This window comes from Micromonospora peucetia (assembly GCF_900091625.1).
Lineage (GTDB): Bacteria > Actinomycetota > Actinomycetes > Mycobacteriales > Micromonosporaceae > Micromonospora > Micromonospora peucetia.
Genome location: NZ_FMIC01000002.1, coordinates 3,892,671 through 3,908,799, shown reverse-complemented (window position 1 = coordinate 3,908,799; position 16,129 = coordinate 3,892,671). Strand labels below are relative to the sequence as shown.

13 protein-coding genes and 1 pseudogene are annotated in these 16,129 nt (G+C 72.6%); 7 read left to right on the top strand and 7 right to left on the bottom strand.

Annotated features, from left to right (window positions below; genetic code table 11):
* The first annotated feature begins 165 nt into the window (after positions 1 to 165).
* Positions 166 to 1,260, top strand: a complete 1,095-nt coding sequence (locus GA0070608_RS18260; RefSeq protein WP_091629624.1) for a helix-turn-helix domain-containing protein — start codon at positions 166 to 168, stop codon at positions 1,258 to 1,260.
* Positions 1,257 to 1,808 (top strand): PIN domain-containing protein, encoded by a 552-nt coding sequence (locus GA0070608_RS18255; protein ID WP_091629621.1) that lies wholly within the window; start codon positions 1,257 to 1,259, stop codon positions 1,806 to 1,808. The genes GA0070608_RS18260 and GA0070608_RS18255 overlap by 4 nt, the downstream gene beginning before the upstream one ends.
* Before the next feature lie 4 nt (positions 1,809 to 1,812).
* Here GA0070608_RS18255 and proC read toward each other — a convergent pair whose 3' ends face one another.
* From proC to GA0070608_RS18235, 4 genes are all read right to left on the bottom strand, one after another.
* Positions 1,813 to 2,634 carry a pyrroline-5-carboxylate reductase gene (proC, locus tag GA0070608_RS18250; protein WP_091629619.1) on the bottom strand — a complete coding sequence of 274 codons (822 nt, stop codon included), beginning with the start codon at positions 2,632 to 2,634 and terminating at the stop codon, positions 1,813 to 1,815.
* Positions 2,635 to 2,704: 70 nt separating this feature from the next.
* Positions 2,705 to 3,733 carry a 6-phosphofructokinase gene (locus GA0070608_RS18245; RefSeq protein WP_091629617.1) on the bottom strand — a complete coding sequence of 343 codons (1,029 nt, stop codon included), beginning with the start codon at positions 3,731 to 3,733 and terminating at the stop codon, positions 2,705 to 2,707.
* Between the two features lie 177 nt (positions 3,734 to 3,910).
* Positions 3,911 to 4,414, bottom strand: coding sequence for a pyridoxamine 5'-phosphate oxidase family protein (locus GA0070608_RS18240; RefSeq protein WP_091629614.1), 504 nt, complete (start codon positions 4,412 to 4,414; stop codon positions 3,911 to 3,913).
* Positions 4,415 to 4,474: 60 nt separating this feature from the next.
* Positions 4,475 to 4,972, bottom strand: coding sequence for a polyadenylate-specific 3'-exoribonuclease AS (locus GA0070608_RS18235; protein ID WP_091629611.1), 498 nt, complete (start codon positions 4,970 to 4,972; stop codon positions 4,475 to 4,477).
* Positions 4,973 to 5,222: 250 nt separating this feature from the next.
* Between GA0070608_RS18235 and GA0070608_RS18230 the strand changes: the two genes are divergently transcribed.
* Positions 5,223 to 5,915: a Crp/Fnr family transcriptional regulator gene (locus GA0070608_RS18230; protein WP_091629609.1), complete on the top strand. Its 693-nt coding sequence runs from the start codon at positions 5,223 to 5,225 to the stop codon at positions 5,913 to 5,915.
* A gap of 54 nt (positions 5,916 to 5,969) precedes the next feature.
* Here the strand turns inward: GA0070608_RS18230 and GA0070608_RS18225 are convergent, their stop codons facing one another.
* Entirely contained in the window at positions 5,970 to 6,179 is a 210-nt protein-coding gene (locus GA0070608_RS18225; protein WP_091629607.1) for a hypothetical protein, read from the bottom strand.
* A 164-nt stretch (positions 6,180 to 6,343) separates the two neighbouring features.
* Here GA0070608_RS18225 and GA0070608_RS18220 point away from each other — a divergent pair, with 164 nt between their 5' ends.
* Complete coding sequence (locus tag GA0070608_RS18220) at positions 6,344 to 9,907, top strand: ATP-binding protein (RefSeq protein ID WP_176733754.1); 3,564 nt, start codon at positions 6,344 to 6,346, stop codon at positions 9,905 to 9,907.
* A gap of 298 nt (positions 9,908 to 10,205) precedes the next feature.
* Here the strand turns inward: GA0070608_RS18220 and GA0070608_RS18215 are convergent.
* A pseudogene (locus tag GA0070608_RS18215) lies at positions 10,206 to 10,880 on the bottom strand (lysophospholipid acyltransferase family protein); the annotation flags it as partial.
* A gap of 270 nt (positions 10,881 to 11,150) precedes the next feature.
* On the opposite strand from GA0070608_RS18215, the gene GA0070608_RS18210 reads away from it, so the two are divergent.
* The 3 genes from GA0070608_RS18210 (at position 11,151) to GA0070608_RS18200 (ending at position 15,187) form a co-directional block, all read left to right on the top strand.
* Positions 11,151 to 12,518 carry a serine hydrolase domain-containing protein gene (locus GA0070608_RS18210; RefSeq protein ID WP_245715827.1) on the top strand — a complete coding sequence of 456 codons (1,368 nt, stop codon included), beginning with the start codon at positions 11,151 to 11,153 and terminating at the stop codon, positions 12,516 to 12,518.
* Between the two features lie 220 nt (positions 12,519 to 12,738).
* Complete coding sequence (locus GA0070608_RS18205; protein WP_091629601.1) at positions 12,739 to 13,587, top strand: DUF308 domain-containing protein; 849 nt, start codon at positions 12,739 to 12,741, stop codon at positions 13,585 to 13,587.
* 181 nt (positions 13,588 to 13,768) lie between these two features.
* A complete protein-coding gene (locus tag GA0070608_RS18200) occupies positions 13,769 to 15,187 on the top strand; it encodes an alpha,alpha-trehalose-phosphate synthase (UDP-forming) (RefSeq protein WP_091635436.1) in 1,419 nt (472 codons plus the stop codon).
* Positions 15,188 to 15,313: 126 nt separating this feature from the next.
* Here GA0070608_RS18200 and GA0070608_RS18195 read toward each other — a convergent pair whose 3' ends face one another.
* On the bottom strand, positions 15,314 to 16,117 hold the full coding sequence (locus GA0070608_RS18195; RefSeq protein WP_091635433.1) for an alpha/beta hydrolase: 804 nt from the start codon (positions 16,115 to 16,117) through the stop codon (positions 15,314 to 15,316).
* Between the last annotated feature and the right edge of the window lie 12 nt (positions 16,118 to 16,129).

The following is a 16,129-nucleotide window of genomic DNA, read 5'->3' as shown; positions in this document are numbered from 1 at the left end:
ACATAGCGGTCGACCGCTCCTTAACCGCAGGCTGGCGTGGTGGCTGATGAGCACACGGGCGGGGCGGCAGGCAGCCCGGGCGAGGGCTGGTGGTGACGGGCCGCCGATCACCTCGGACCTTCCCATCGAACACGCGAATCGACGAAAGTGTGCGATTATCGCACCATGGTCGATGACAGCGACTGGACGACCGTCGGCGAGCAGATCCGCCAGGCACGCCTCGGCGCCGGTATTTCGCAGGCCGAGTTGGCGGCGCGCGTCGGGCTTGACCGGACGATGATCGCGAAGGTCGAGTCGGGTGGCCGCCGCATCGACGCCCTGGAACTCATCCGCCTGACCACCGCGCTCGACGTGCCGATCGACTACCTGCTGCAGCGGCGGCCGGCGGTCATCTCGCGGCGCGCCGAACTGCTCGCCGAGGACAGTGACACGGACGCGGCGCGTAAGTCCCAACGGCTTGACATCGCGCTGTCCGCGTGGCTCGGCGACGTACGCCAGATGCTCGACGCGGGGACGCTGCGCGCCCGCCCCCCGACGCGCTACGACCGACACCTCAAGTCCGAAGATGAAGCCCGGATGGCCGCCCGGTGGTTGCGCCGGGCGCACGGGGTGGGCGATGCCCCGATCGACACGCTCATGGAATTCAGCGAACTGAGCGGCCAGTACGTTCTCGTCAGCGAGCTACCCGGCGACGGCGCCTCGCTGGTCGACGGTGATCTCGCCGTGGCAGTTGTCAGCACCAACGGTGATCCTGGACGGCGGCGGGCAACAGCGGCCCACGAACTCGGCCACCTGGTGCTCGGCGACGAGTATTCCAGCGACCTTGCGGTGCACCTGTCCCGGGCGGACCGCGAGGGCCTCATCAACGCCTTCGCCGCCGAACTCCTCCTGCCACTCGCCGCCTTTGCGGGTTGCAGCCGAAACGGCAATCTCCGTGAGGAGCTCATCGGATTGGCCGCCCGCTACCGCACTTCGTGGTCGCTCGCACTACGGCAGGCGGAGCAGGCAGGCTGGGTCGACGTGACGACGCGCAGGAAGCTGAGCCAGGCCAGCCCCACGCGCGCCGAATTCATGGACGCGGTGGGGTGGTCACCACAGCCCGATCTTGACGCGGTACGCGTCCCACCCGGCTATTCGCACGCGGTCATGGAGGCCTGGCGGCGCCACCTGGTGACCGGTTCGCGGGCTGTCGAACTCCTGCACGGGCAGATCGCCCGCGATGACCTACCCCCGCGCGACGATGCGGATCTGACGCTGTGAGCAGCCACAGCGCCGGCGACGGACGCATGTGGGTCTTCGACACCATGGTGCTGAACCACTTCGCGCTCGCCGACCGCCTCGACGTCCTGGCGACCATGGTCATCGACCACCCGTGCGCCTCCACGGCCGTGGTGCTGGACGAGCTTCGCTCCGGTGTGGAGCAGCACCCTGCCCTCAGTGGCACGCTGGACCTGGAGTGGATGCAGATCATCGCCCTCGACCAGCCCACCGAGATCCGGTGTTTCGCGGACTGGGTCCGCAGGATCGGGGCCGGCGCCCGCGACATGGGTGAGGCCAGCGTCTTCGCCGCCGCGGACATCTACGGCGGAGTCGCCATCACCGACGACCAAGAGGCCACCAGGGTCGGCCGAGCCCACGGCCTGCCCGTTCACGGGACGATCTGGCTTTTGGCCGGCGGATGCGGCGAGGGCAAGCTGACGGAAACCGGCGCCGGTGCGATCATCGAGGCACTCCGGCGGACCGGCCACCGGCTGCCCTGCAGCGGCGCGGAGTTCCCGGGGTACGCACGCCGCAACGGCCTGTTGTAGCGGCCTAGTCCACGGCCTGGGCGGCCAGTTCGCGGGCGCGGTCGCGGGCCGCTTCCAGCGCGGCGAGCAGCGCCGCGCGTACGCCGTGCTTCTCCAGCTCGCGCACGGCGGAGATGGTGGTGCCGGCCGGCGAGGTGACCGCCTCGCGCAGCTTCACCGGGTGCTCGCCGGAGTCGCGCAGCATCACGGCCGAGCCGATGGCGGTCTGCACGATCAGCTCGTGTGCGACCTGCCGGGGCAGGCCGAGCAGGATGCCGGCGTCGATCATGGCCTCGACCAGCAGGTAGAAGTACGCCGGCCCGGAGCCGGAAAGCGCGGTCACCGCGTCCTGCTGGGACTCGGGCACCCGGATCGTCGCGCCCAGCGGCGTGAACATCTCCTCGGCCAGCGCGAGGTGCGTGCCGGTGGCGTGCGCCCCGGCGGAGATCGCGGTCATCGCCTCGTCGACCAGGGCCGGGGTGTTGGTCATCACCCGCACCACGGGGGTGCCCTCGGGCAGCCGGCGGTTGAAGAAGCTGGTCGGCAGGCCGGCGCAGAGGGAGATCACGAGTTTGTCGGCCGGCACCTTGGGCCCGATCTCGTCCAGCAGCGCCGCCGCGTCCTGCGGCTTGACCGAGACGGCGAGCACCTCCGCCTCGTCCACGGCGGTGAGGTTGTCGACCACCCGGACCCCGTACCGGGCGGTCAGCTCCTCGGCGCGGGCGGGCCGGCGGGCGGTGGCCAGCAGCCGGTCCACCGGCCATCCCGACCGCAGCAGCCCGCTGAGCATCAGCTCACCGATCTTGCCGGCCCCGATGACCGCGACCGTGTGCACCGAACCCGCCATCGGGTCGTACCCCCTCGCCGTGAGCCGGCGCGCGGCGGGCCGGGCGGCCCGCCGCGACGCCGTGGATCGATCAGCTGCCGAAGAAGACCTCGGCCTCGGCGTACCGCTCCAGCGGCACGGTCTTCAGCTCACGGGTGGCCTCGGCCAGCGGGACGCGGACGATGTCCGTGCTCTGCATGGCGACCATCTTGCCCCAGTCGCCCTCGTGGACCGCGTCGATGGCGTGCAGGCCGAGCCGGGTGGCGAGCACCCGGTCGAAGGCGCTCGGGGTGCCGCCGCGCTGGATGTGCCCGAGCACGACCGTGCGGGCCTCCTTGCCGGTCTTGGCCTCCAGTTGCGCGGCGAGCCACTGGCCGATGCCGCCGAGGCGGACGTGGCCGAACGCGTCGAGCTCCTGGTTGTGCAGGACCATCTGGCCGTCCAGCGGCTGGGCGCCCTCGGCGACCACGACGATCGGGGCGTACTGGTGCTGGAAGCGCTTCTCGACGTAGCCGGCGACCTGCTCGACGTCGAACTTCCGCTCGGGGAGCAGGATCACGTTGGCGCCGCCGGCCAGGCCGGCGTGCAGGGCGATCCAGCCGGCGTGCCGGCCCATCACCTCGACCACCAGGGTGCGGTGGTGGCTCTCGGCGGTGGTGTGCAGCCGGTCGATCGCCTCCATCGCGATATTGACGGCGGTGTCGAACCCGAAGGTGTAGTCGGTGGCGCCGAGGTCGTTGTCGATCGTCTTCGGCACGCCGATCACGTGGACACCGAGCTCGTGCAGCTTGGTGGCCACGCCGAGGGTGTCCTCGCCGCCGATCGCGATGAGCGCGTCCACGCCCTGCGCGGCGAGGTTCTCCTTGATCCGCTCGACGCCGTTCTCGATCTTGAAGGGGTTGGTCCGGGACGAGCCGAGGATGGTGCCGCCGCGCGGCAGGATGCCGCGGACCTCGGCGATGCCGAGGGGGCGGGACAGGCCCTCCAGCGGGCCCTTCCAGCCGTCCCGGAAACCCACGAACTCGTGGCCGTAGCTGGCGACGCCCTTACGGACCACCGCCCGGATGACCGCGTTCAGACCTGGGCAGTCGCCGCCGCCGGTGAGCACGCCGATACGCATGATCTGCTCATCCTCCTGGGATCAGGTGAAGCCCGATTTGCCCCAGGATATGTGTCGGATCAAGACCATCGGCGCCGTTGCCGGCCCGGGGCGGGCCGTCACTGCGCACTGTAGTCGCCGCAGGAGTACGCCGACACCGCGCCCCGGGCCGGTCCCACCGGTCGGTCGACCTACCGGTCAGTAGCTGACCTCGTGGTTCTCCCCCGCCTTCGGCGGTCTGCCGGTCACCGCCGCCCTGGCGTAGCCGAACAGGTTGACCACCGTGCTCGACGGAGAGTCCCAGTACTCCGCGGAGCCGGCGTGCACCCTGATCAGGGTGATCCCCGGGGTCTCCAGCCCGTCCGGGAACCACGCCTTGAGCAGCGGGTTCCACAGTTCTTCGGCCTTCGCCCGGTCGTATCCCTCCCGGGCCGTGCCCGAGACCGACACCCAGGAGTTGCGCCGGGAGTCGGAGAAGGAGACGTCGACTTCCGGGTTGACGCGGATCTGCCGCACCTTGGCGGAGTCGGCGTACGCGAAGAACCACAGGTCGCCGTCGAACTCCGCCTCCTGCAAACCCATCGGGCGGCTCACCATCCGGCCGTCCACGGCGATCGTGGTCAGCATGCAGATCCGCGCCTCCCGGACCAGCTCGGTGACCCGGCGTCGGGCGTCGGCGGCGGCGGTCGGTTCGTTGCTCATGGGACTCTCCCTCACATCGGCTCGACGTCGCACCGGTGCCCGGGACAGAACCGACCAAACCTACGAACCGGTCATCGCCCGCCACCGGGCCAGGTTGTGCCGGGCGTCGACCAGCGCGTCGTGCCGTGCCGCGTCGGCGTCCGGCAGCCGCGGCCGGCCACGGTCGTCCCAGACCTGGCGCAGGTCCTTGGTGAACCGGGGGATCTCCCGGGGCAGCGCCGTCATCGCGCCCCACAACTGCGCCAGGGCGACATGGTCGTACGCGGCGTACCAGGCCCAGAGCTCCAACTGCTCGCCCGGGCGGTCCCGGATCGGCTCGACGAGGAAGTCGAACAGGTCGTCGCGGATGCGTTCCCGGGAACGCCAGGCGCGGTTCGCCGGGGAGGGCAGCTTGTCGAGCACGTTGCGGCGCACCCAGGGCACGGCCCGCGAGTCGTCGAACTCGGTCGAGACGGCGTAGAACTCACGGCCGTACTCGTCGACGACGCCGATCGACACCAGGTCGACGAGCCGGCCGTCCTCGATGAACTCGCAGTCGTAGAAATAGCGGTAGACCATCCCCGTCATCCTCGCCCACGCCCGTCGCGTCCCGGCGACCGGGGCGGCCGGATCCGTCTCCCGCATGCCGGTCGCCGCAGCTCGGGAGTGTCACGGAAGTGATTTGAGGGGTGTACAGCAAGCGACTGGACCGTCATGATCTGATGTGTACCGCTACCGGACGCCGAACCGGTGTCAGTTCACCTCGTCGAGGGCCTTCAGGTTCACCCGGTGAGCGAGTTGTGGTCCTTGACCGGGGAGGGGTTGGGCCGTGGAGATGCGCCTACCGGAGCCGGGTGACGCGCTCACGGGTGTGGAGATGTTCGCCGGGCTGGAGCCGGAGGTCCGGCAGCGGGTGATCGCCGCAGCGGTCCCCCGGACGTACCGCAAGGGCCAGCTGCTCTTCGTCGAGAACGACCCGGGCGAGTCGCTCATCGTGCTGCGCCGAGGTGCGGTCGCGGTCTTCCGCACCGCGCCGACCGGCGAACGGGCGGTGCTGTCGGTCATCCGTCCGCCGGACGTGCTGGGCGAGGTCTCCCTGCTCGACGCCTCCACCCGGTCCGCCTCGGCCGAGGCGATCGAGGACTCCGCGGCGCTCGCGCTGTCCCGGGGCGCGTTCATGGAACTGGTGCACTCCAACCCCCGCATCCTCGACGCGGTAATGCGCTCGCTCGGCGGGCTGATCCGCCGGCTGACCGAGCAGAACGCCGACCACGTCTTCCTGGACCTGCCCGGCCGGGTGGCCAAGACCCTGGTGCGGCTGGCCGGCGAGAGTCAGGCCCCGATGATCACCATCGAGCTCAACCAGAGCCAGCTCGCGGAGATGGCCGGCGGCTCGCGGCAGAGCGTCAACCAGGCGATCGGATCGTTCGCCAACCGAGGCTGGCTGCGCACCGAGGGCCGGCGGATCGTGGTCACCGACGTGGCGGCGCTACGCCGCCGCGCCGGCATGAGCGACCGCTGAGGCGTACGCGAAAAAGGGCCGGAGCGGCTGCTCCGGCCCTTCGTGCGTGGGGTGTCAGGGAGTGTTGCTGCCCGGCCCGACCCAGTTGGTGCTGCCCGGCCCGACCCACTCCGTGCCGTCCTTGCCGCCACCGGACTGCTCGCTGACGATCCCCTGCGCCTGCAACGCGGCCAGCGTGGCGGCATCCACGTCGACGGAGTCGCCCGCGAGGTGGCTCACCCCGCTGCCGTCGGTCCAGTCGCTCTGCAACATCACGTACACCATCGGGAAATCCCCCTGTGGTCAATGGTCGACAATCAGCCGCCTGACTGTAACCGCAGGACCGGCCGGTGGACTGTCCACAAGCCAACAGCCCGGTACCCGACAGCTGGACATACGGCGATACTGACACCGGAACGGTGCCGATCCCGGTGCCGGCGGGACCACCAGTGGAGGGTGTCATCGCCACGCAGTGTGACCGCTGTGGACGCACGGCTGCCGCGGGCGACCGCTTCTGCGGCGGCTGCGGCAACGAGCTGGGCGCGGTCTGCCCGCACTGCCTCCGCCCGCTCGCCCGGGACGTGGCGTTCTGCACCTCCTGCGGCGCGGCCCGGCCGGGCACCGAGCGGCAACTGTCCCCGCAGGAGGACCGCCGCCGGGTCAGTGTGCTCTTCGTCGACCTGATCGACTTCACCCCGTACGTCGAGCGGGCCGACCCGGAGCTGGTCCGTGGCATGCAGACCGGGTTCTTCTCGGCCGCCCGCCGCGTCGTGGGGCAGTACGGCGGGGTGGTGGAGAAGTACATCGGCGACGCGGTGATGGCCCTGTTCGGCGCGCCCGTGGCGACCGAGACCGACGCGCTGCGCTGCGTCCGGGCCGGCCTGGAGCTGCAACGGGTGCTGACCCGGTTCACCCCCACCGGCGCGGACTCGCTGCACTTCCGGGTCGGGGTGGCCACCGGTGAGGCGCTGGTCGACGTGGCCGCCGCCCGCGACGGCGGCCAGGCGATCGTGGCCGGCGACGTGGTCAACACCGCCTCCCGGATGCAGTCCGTCGCGCCGTCGGGCGGAGTGCTGGTCTGCGGCGCGACGCACGCCCTCACCCGGGAGGCGATCCGCTACTCGGAACAACCGCCGGTCACCCTGCGCGGGCGGTCGACGACGACCGAGGTGTGGCTGGCCCTGTCCCCGGTCCGCCGGCAGCCGACCGACCGGCAGCCGGACGTCACGCCCCTGATCGACCGGGAACACGAGCTGGGCATGCTGGTCAACGCCCTGCACCGGTCGCTGCGCGACCGACGTCCGCAGGTGGTCACCGTCTTCGGCCGGGCCGGGCTGGGCAAGAGCCGGCTGGTGCGGGAGCTGTACCGGCACGTGGACCGGCTGGTCGACGAGCCGCTGACCTGGCGGATCGGGCGGTGCCCGCCGTTCGGCGAGAACGTGGCGTTCGCGGCGCTGGCCGACATCGTCAAGTCCGAGGCCGGCATCCTGGACACCGATCCGGCGTCCACCGCCGCCCAGCGGCTCGCCTCCGCCGTCGGCGAGCTGGTCGGCCCGGGCGAGCGGCAGCGCCTCGTCGACGCCCTGCGCCCGCTGGTGGGCCTGTCGGGGACCCCGCTGCCGGCCGAGGAGACCGAGTCGGCGTGGCGGCGTTTCCTGCTGGCCCTGGCCACCCGCCGGCCGACCGTGCTGGTCTTCGAGGACCTGCACTGGGCCGACGACGCGATGCTGCGTTTCGTGGAGCTGCTCGGCACCGCCGCCCGGGACGTGCCGCTGCTGCTGCTGTGCACCGCCCGGCCGGAACTCGTCGACCGGGACCCGAGCTGGGCGGGGACGATCACCGGCTCGGTGACCATCACCCTGCCCCCGCTGCGCGACACCGGCATCGCCGCGCTCTACGCCCACATGTTCGGCCGGGCGGCCTTCTCCGCCGACATGCTCACGCCGCTGGTCGAGGTGGCCGGCGGCAACCCGCTCTACGCCCACGAGTACGTCCGGATGCTGATCGAGCAGGGCGCGCTGCGCCAGTCCGTGCGGGGCTGGTCGCTGGAGAAGCACCTCGACCTACCGATGCCGGAGAGCGTGCACGCCGTCATCGCCAACCGTATCGACCTGCTCGACGCCAAGGAACGCACGGTGCTGCTGGCCGCCGCCGTGGTCGGCGTGCAGTTCTGGCCGGGGGCGGTGGCCGCCGCGCTCGGACAGCCCGTCGAGTCGGTGGAACGTGCGCTGCGCCGGCTGGAGCAGCGCGACTTCGTGCACGAGCAGGCCGCCTCCACCATGGCCGGGCAGCCGGAGTACCGGTTCCGGCACGTGCTGGTGCGCGACGTCTGCTACCAGCGGCTGCCCCGTACCGAGCGGGTGGCGCGGCACGAACGGACGGCGCAGTGGCTGGACATGCTCTCCCAGAGTCGGGACACCGACCTGGCGGAGGTGCTGGCCCACCACCGGTGGGCGGCCCACGAGATCGCCCGGACGCTGGGCATGGAGATCGACCGGTTCGCCGGAGCCGCCCGGGCCGCGCTGCACCGGGCGGCCCGACGGGCGTACGCGCTGCACAGCCTCGACGCGGCGGCGAACCACGCGGGCCGGGCACTCGGGCTGGCCGACGACTCCGACCCGCTCGACCGGCTCCAGCTGGAGCTGCTCAGCACGGAGATCTCCTTCTACCGGGACGGCAACGCCTTCCTCTCCGGCGGTGGCCCCGAGCAGGTGCAGGCGCTCGCCGACCGGCTGCTGGCGCACGGCGACGACGCCTGCGCGGCGCGCGCCTGGACGCTGCTCGGTCAGGCCGCGTGGCTGCGCGCCGACCGGGCCGCCGCCCTGGCCTGCCTGGACCGGGCCGTCCAGCTCTTCGCCCCGCTGCCGGACAGCCCTCAGAAGGCGGACGCCTACGCCGAACTGGGCCGGCTGCACATGCTGAACTACGAGCGTGACCCGGCGGTCGCCGCGGCCGAACGGGCGGCGGAGATCGGCGAGCGGCTGGGGCTGACCGAGACCCGCACCAACGCCCGGATCACCTCGGCCATCGCCCGCTACCAGGCGGGCGACCGGTCCGGCCTGGACGACCTGCACAGCATCGTCGAGCTCAGCCGCGCCGGCCAGCTGATCGCCCTGCCCCGGGCCATGCAGAACCTCGCCTACGCCGTCTGCGAGGAGGGCGACTGGCTGCGCTCCGACGCTCTGCTCTCGTCGTCGCCGACGCGCAAGGCCAGTGGGCAGACGCTGACCACGAGCTACTCGGCCGAGGCGATGCGCGCCTGGTTCGAGGGCGACTTCGACCGGCTGCTGGCCGCCGCCGAGGCGTTCGTGGACACCCCGACCGGAAGCTGGGACATGCAGGTCCGCGGCCTGCGTTCCTGCCTGCTGGTGCTGCGGGGCGAACGGGTGCCACCGGCCCACTCCCACTCCGACGACGACGCCGCGGCCACGTTCAGCGACGACGTGGCGGCGGCACTCGACGCCGCCCGGCGCGGCGGCTTCCACCGGCCGCACTGGACGATGCTGGGAATGGGCGCGCTCTGCCGGGCCCTCCAGGGGCGCCACGAGGAGGCGACGGCGCTGATCGACGAGCTGGCCGACTCCTGGTCGGCGGTGCCCGCCATCGCCAGCGGCGAGTGGATCGCGGCGGCCGGGTACGCGGCCAGCCTCGCCGGGCGGGACGCGGCGGCCCGGGTGCGCGCGATGCTGGACCGGGTGGGTCACCGCACGCCCTGGTCGGAGGCGGCACGGCGGACGGTGACCGGTGCACTGGCCGCTTCGGACGGTGACCACCGGCGGGCCGCCGAGCTGCATCTGGCCGGCGCCGAGATCTACGCCGGGATTCCTGACGTGACCGACCGGATGCTGGCGCTCACCTTCGCGGCGGTCGAGCTGGAGCGGGCCGGCGAGCCGCCGGCGAGCCGCCCGGAGCTGGCCGAGCTGCGCGCCTTCGCGCTACGCAACAACGCCCCCGCCCTACTGGACCTGACCCGCCCCCCAACAACCCCCGCCAACCCCGCCCTCACCCGCTAACAGCCCGCCCCCGCCCTCACCCCCGCCCGCCCCCCTCGCACGCCCGTCCCCACGCCCCCGTCCCCACGCCCCCGCCCTCGCCCCCGCACGCCCGCCCTCGCGCGTCGATCTTGCACTTTCTGCCCGGAGAAATGCTGACGAACGCCGCAAATGCAGGGCCATAAGTGCAAGATCGACGCGCGGAGCGGGGGTGGGAGGGGCAGGGCGTGCGGAAAGGGCGGAGCGGGAGGGGCGGGGCAGGGAGGGGCGAAGCGGGGAGTGGGCGGGGGTGTTCAGGCGGGGACTGGTTCGCGGGGGTAGGGGGTGGGTTCTTGGCCTTCTGGGCGTATGTGTCGACATACTCGCGGCCGGAGAGCTCCATCAGCTCGTACATGATCTCGTCGGTCACCGCGCGCTCGACGAACCGGTCACCGGTCATCCCCGCGTAGCGCGAGAAGTCCAGCGGCGGGCCGAACCGGATCCGCACCCGGGCGATCCTGGGGATCAGCTTGCCGGGCGGCTGGATCTCGTCGGCGTTGAGCATCGCCGTCGGGACCACCAGGGCGCCGCTCTCCAGGGCCAGCCGGGCCACGCCGGTCTTGCCCCGGTAGAGCCGCCCGTCCGGCGAGCGGGTGCCCTCGGGATAGATGCCGGCGATGCCGCCGCCGCGCAGCACCCGCAGCTGGGTGTCCAGGGCCGCCCTGGCCGCCCGGCCGCCCGAGCGGTCGACCGGGATGGTGCCGGAGCCGACGAAGAACATCTTCGTCAGCCAGCCCTTGACGCCCTTTCCGGTGAAGTACTCAGCCTTGGCGATGAACGTCACCCGCCGCTTCACGATCAGCGGCGTGAAGATCGAGTCGGAGAAGGAGAGGTGGTTGCTGGCCAGGATCACCGGGCCGGTCGCCGGTACGTGGTGCAGGCCCTCCACCTGCGGGCGGAAGATCAGCCTCAGCAGCGGCCCGAGGATGACGTACTTCAGCAGCCAGTACAGCACCGGCGTCCTTTCCCGTGGTGTGCCCCGCGACGGCGCCCGCGCCCGGGAGCGCTGCCGTCGCCGACGAGCCTACGGAGCACGGACCCTCCGCCACAACGGACGATCGATCAACTTCCGTCACCCGGGCCTAGTCCTACGAATCGCCCGTCGACCCTCATGGACGTGATCGTGAGCCCGGGCAGGCGCCCGGCATGAATCCCCTCGTCGGGCGGTTCCCGGACTGGTCGGGCTGGTTGGTTCCGGCGGGCCGCGCCTGCCATGATGCGGCGCATGCCACTGCATCGTCGTACCGTGCTCGGTGCCGGCCTCGCGGCGGCCGCCGCGACCCTCACCGGCTGTCGCGAGGCGGTCCGGTCGGCCACCGCCGGGGCGAGCGCCGGGCCGGTCGCGAGCGCGAGTGCGAGCGCCTCGGCCGCGCCCAGCCGATCCGCGGCGCGGGTCGCCGCCGTCCCGGAGGCCACCGGGCCCACCGCCGAGGCGTTGCACGGCGGGGCGCAGGCGGCGGGCCGGCTGCGGTTCACCCTCAACCGTCACCTCGCTCCGACCAGCGCCAACCCGAAGCACCCGGCGTACACCGGCGCGGTCGCCCTCTGCCAGATGGCCGGCGCGACCGTGGCGAAGGCCGTCGTGGGCAAGGCGGTGCGCTACGCCGCCGGCCCGGTGCTGCTGCCCGGCCCCGAGCAGGTCTGGATGCGGTACGACTCGATCTTCGACCTCGCCTCGATCACCAAGGTCTACACCGCGATCCTGACGTTGCAGCAGGTCGACAAGGGACGGATCGACCTGTCGACGCGGGTGGCGGACCACCTTCCCGGGTTCACCGGCGCCGGCAAGGAAAAGGTGACCGTCGCCATGCTGCTGGCGCACACCAGCGGCCTGCCGGTCGGGGCCAAGGTCACCGGGCTGCCCGACGACGCGGCCCGCCGCAAGGCGGTCCTGGCCACGTCACTGGTCAGCGGCGCGGTGCCGGGCACGGTGTACCGCTACTCCAGCGTCGGGCTGATGGTGCTCGCGTTCCTGGTCGAGAAGCTCACCGGCCAGCGGTTCGATCAGGCACTCAAGACCGGACTGACCGGGCCGCTCGGCCTCAGGGACACCGGATTCAACCCGAAGACCTGGCTCAGCACCGCCGACCAGGCCGCCCGGCTGGTCGCCACCGACGCACGCTCGACGCGCGGGCTGCTCCGTGGCGTGGTGCACGACGACGTCGCCAACCACATGGGGGGAGTCGCCGGACACGCCGGTATCTTCAGTACCGCCGCCGAGGTGGCCGTCATCGGACAGTTGCTGCTGGGCGGCGGCGTCCACAACGGCACCCGGATCCTCTCCGAGGAGATCACCCGGCAGATGCTCGCCAACGTGAACACCGGTCTGCCCGCCGTCGACCCGGAGCGGCCCCACCGCACGTCCGCGCACGGCCTCGGCGTCGTGCTCGACCAGCCGTGGTTCATGGGCCGGCTGAGCGGTCCGCGCACCTTCGGGCACACCGGCTTCACCGGCACCTCCCTGGTGGTCGACCCGGACCGCCGGATGGTCCTGGTCCTGTTGACCAACCGCGCCCACCCGAACTGGAGCTGGGCGAACCCGGACCCCGTCCGGGTCGACGTCGCCGAGGTGGTCGCGACGATCCCGCGATAAGGGACGGGCCACCCTCACCTCGGTTGTGCCGAACCGCGCAGTGCGCGCACAAAGGGACAAAATGCCCTGCCCATCACCTGTGGCTCGCCCACTGGCGGGCAAGACGCGACACAACGCACTCCCGGAACGGGGTGCCGACGTGTCACGATTCATGGCACGGTTCAGGGACGCCGAGAGCGCTCAGGTGACGCGCCCACCGGCGCGATGAGGAGGATGTCCGGTGTCAGCGGGTGGGGCCCGCCGGGGACGGCGGGACAACGGGATCGACGCGAGCGAGTACGCCGTCGCCGGCGACGTGGATCCGCGCGTCGGTGAGCACCTGCTCGCCGTCCTGGCCGCCGGTGGGATCGCCGCCTACCTCCAACCCTCGGCAGACCTGAACCCGGTCACCCGCACCACCACCGTCCCGTCCCGTCCCGTCGACCGGCTCTACGTCGACCGGTCACACCTGCGGACCGCACGGGACTACCTGACCCAGCTCGCCGACGAGACGGCCACCGAGCCCTCTCGCGACGACGAGCCGGACATCGAGGCCGAGTGGGCCCGCATCGTCGCCGGCTTCCACACCACCGCGCCGCGCGGCGGCGACAACCCGTGGCCCGCCGCCGAGGACGTGGACGACCCGCCCGGGCCGGCCGGCGGCCCGGTGACCCTCGGCACGCCCGACGAGCCCGCCGGACCGACCGCCACCGACGTGCGCCGACTGCCGTACGCGGCGGACATCTCGGGCGTCTCCCTCTCCCGGGGCCCGCAGGACGAGCCGTCGTTGCTCGACGGGCTGGACACCTTCGGCGCGGACCTGCCCGACGACGAGACGGAGGACGAGCGCTACACCCCGCCGCCGCCCCCGCCCCTGCCGCGCCTCTCGAAGTACGCGGTGGTCGGTGTGCTGGCCATGGTGGTCGGCTTCGTGCTCTTCCTGTTCCCCTCGGTGTTCCCCGTGGCCGACCCCTCGGTGGTCAACCTGTTCGGTTTCACCGGCATCCTGGCCGGCTTCGTCGCGCTGATCTGGCGGCTGCGCTCCGGCGACGACGACGAGCGCGACCCGGACGACGGCGCGGTCGTCTGATCGACGCCTCGCCCACCGGCGTTCCTGCCCGCATCCCGGGACGGCCGGCGCCCCATGCCCGGGACGCAACACTGGTGTAACTTACTGTCAGTAGGAATACCGCTGTCCGTCACATCCCTCGCTGACTGCCCGGTTGTTCCTCCGCTGCGGTGGTCATTCCCTGCTGATCGGAATGCCCGAGATGCGACAGAGTTCCCTCGTGGTGGTGGCCAACCGCCTGCCCATCGACGACAGTGTGGCGCCCGACGGTGCCTGCGAATGGCGCCGCAGTCCCGGTGGCCTGGTCAGCGCCCTCCACGCCCTGCTGCGACACACCCCGGCGACGTGGGTCGGGTGGGCCGGCGGCACCGGCCCGGCGCCCGCGCTGCCCGACGTGGACGGCGTCCGGATGCACACCGTCGCGTTGACCGCCGACGACCTGCGCGACCACTACGAGGGCTTCTCCAACGCCACCCTCTGGCCGCTCTACCACGACTCGGTGGAGCAACCGGAATACCACCGGCGCTGGTGGGAGGCGTACCAGCGGGTCAACCAGCGGTTCGCCGAGTCCACGGCCGACGTGGCCGAGCCCGGCGCGGTGGTCTGGGTGCAGGACTACCACCTGCAACTGGTGCCCGGCCTGCTCCGGGCGCTGCGGCCCGACCTGCGGATCGGCTTCTTCCTGCACGTGCCGTTCCCGCCACCCGAGCTGTTCATGCAGCTTCCCCGCCGGGCCGAACTGCTGCGCGGGATGCTCGGCGCCGACCTGATCGGCTTCCAGCGCTCCCAGGCCGCGCACAACTTCGCCCAGCTGGTGGCGAAGGTGCTGGACGTTCCCGCCACCGACCGGCGGATCGCCGTCGACGACCGGGTGGTCCGCATCGGTGCCTTCCCCGTCTCCATCGACACGGCGGAGATGGCCGCGCTGGCCGCCCGGCCCGACGTGGCCGACCGGGCCAGCCTGTTGCGCCGCGATCTCGGCAGTCCCGAGCAGGTGATCCTCAGCGTCGACCGGATGGACTACACCAAGGGCATCGAGCAGCGGCTGAAGGCGTACAGCGAGCTGATCGCCGGCGGGCACGTCAAGGTGCGCGACACCGTGCTCGTGCAGGTGGCGGTGCCCAGCCGGGAGCGGGTCGGGCAGTACCAGATCCTCCGCGAGCGGGTGGAACGCGAGGTCGGGCGGATCAACGGCGAGTTCGGCCGGGTCGGCGAGCCGGCGATCCACTACCTGACCCAGCCGTTCGACCGCGCCGAACTGGCCGCGCTCTACCGGGTCGCCGACGTGATGGCGGTGACCCCGCTGCGTGACGGGATGAACCTCGTCGCCAAGGAGTACGTCGCCGCCCGGGTCGACGACACGGGTGCGCTGCTGCTCAGCGAGTTCGCCGGCGCCGCCGCCGAACTGCCGCAGGCGTACCTGGTCAACCCGCACGACCTGGAGGGCCTCAAGCAGGGACTGCTCTCGGCGCTGCGGGCGGGCCCCGACGACCTCGGCGAGCGGATGCGGGCCATGCGGACGCACCTGCACCGGCACGACATCCGGGCGTGGGCCCGCTCCTACCTCTCCGCCCTCGACGACAGCGGCTCACTGCTGACCCGGCTGGGCGCCGCCGACTGACGCCCGGAGCGCTCAGCCCAGCCGGCCAGCGCCGGGCCAGGGACACGGGAGGCGGTGCGGTCGGGGCGCGGTCAGGGCCAGCCGGGCGGCCAGCGCCGGGGCCAGGCCAGCCGAGAGGCGCTGCGGTCAGGGGCGGCCGGTTGGTGCCGGGTCCTTCTCCAGCCAGTCCAGGATCGCGTCGACCGGCTCCCGCCAGCGGGCGTCGAGCATCATGTCGTGCCCCATGCCGGGGAAGAGCAGCGGGGCCGAGCCGTACCGCCGGGCCGCCCGGGTCAGCGCCGCCGCCGGGACGACCCGGTCGTCGGGGCTGCCCAGCACCAGCATCGGCGGGTCGCCCACCGTCGGCTCCGCGGCCCGCCCGGTCAGCAGCTGCCACTGGGCCCGCCGGCCGGCCCGGCCCAGCCGGCCCACGTACCGCCGGGCCTCGGCCTCGGGCAGCTCCCGGCTGAACAGCTGGCGGCGGTGCAGCCGCAGCGGCCCGCCGAACACCGCCGGCAGCGTGCCGACCGGGTTACGGCGCAGCGCCGCCCCGAACGTCGCCCAGCCGCCGAGCACCGGCGCGACGAGCACCGCGGCCCGGGCCGGGTAGCGGGCCAGCGCGTGGGCGACCACGAGGGCCCCGGCCCCGTGCCCCACCAGCACCGCCTGGCGCGGCAGGCCCGCCGCCACCTGGGTCACGTCGTGGGCGTACGCCCGCAGCGTCGCCTCCGGCGCCGGGCCGCTGTCGCCGTGCCCGCGCAGGCTCAGCGCGTACGCCGGGAAGCCCCGAGACGCCGCGTGGCCGAGCCAGTGCTCGGCGAACGCCCAGGCCCCGTGCCCGAAGCCAGGCACGAAGAGCAGCGGCGGACGCCCCTGCTCCACCTCGGGAGCCGCGCTGAGCACCTCACGCCGGACCGGGCGGACCGGGTGGGCCCACTCCCGTCCCCGCATGATCCGCACCTG

What these genes read in the sequence shown, in the direction of transcription:
- GA0070608_RS18245 (WP_091629617.1), bottom strand. Translation starts at nt 3,733, where the DNA reads ATGCGTATCGGCGTGCTCACCGGCGGCGGCGACTGCCCAGGTCTGAAC.
- GA0070608_RS18210 (WP_245715827.1), top strand. Translation starts at nt 11,151, where the DNA reads ATGCCACTGCATCGTCGTACCGTGCTCGGTGCCGGCCTCGCGGCGGCC.
- GA0070608_RS18235 (WP_091629611.1), bottom strand. Translation starts at nt 4,972, where the DNA reads ATGGTCTACCGCTATTTCTACGACTGCGAGTTCATCGAGGACGGCCGG.
- GA0070608_RS18260 (WP_091629624.1), top strand. Translation starts at nt 166, where the DNA reads ATGGTCGATGACAGCGACTGGACGACCGTCGGCGAGCAGATCCGCCAG.
- GA0070608_RS18200 (WP_091635436.1), top strand. Translation starts at nt 13,769, where the DNA reads ATGCGACAGAGTTCCCTCGTGGTGGTGGCCAACCGCCTGCCCATCGAC.
- GA0070608_RS18240 (WP_091629614.1), bottom strand. Translation starts at nt 4,414, where the DNA reads ATGAGCAACGAACCGACCGCCGCCGCCGACGCCCGACGCCGGGTCACC.
- proC (WP_091629619.1), bottom strand. Translation starts at nt 2,634, where the DNA reads ATGGCGGGTTCGGTGCACACGGTCGCGGTCATCGGGGCCGGCAAGATC.
- GA0070608_RS18195 (WP_091635433.1), bottom strand. Translation starts at nt 16,117, where the DNA reads ATGCGGGGACGGGAGTGGGCCCACCCGGTCCGCCCGGTCCGGCGTGAG.
- GA0070608_RS18225 (WP_091629607.1), bottom strand. Translation starts at nt 6,179, where the DNA reads ATGGTGTACGTGATGTTGCAGAGCGACTGGACCGACGGCAGCGGGGTG.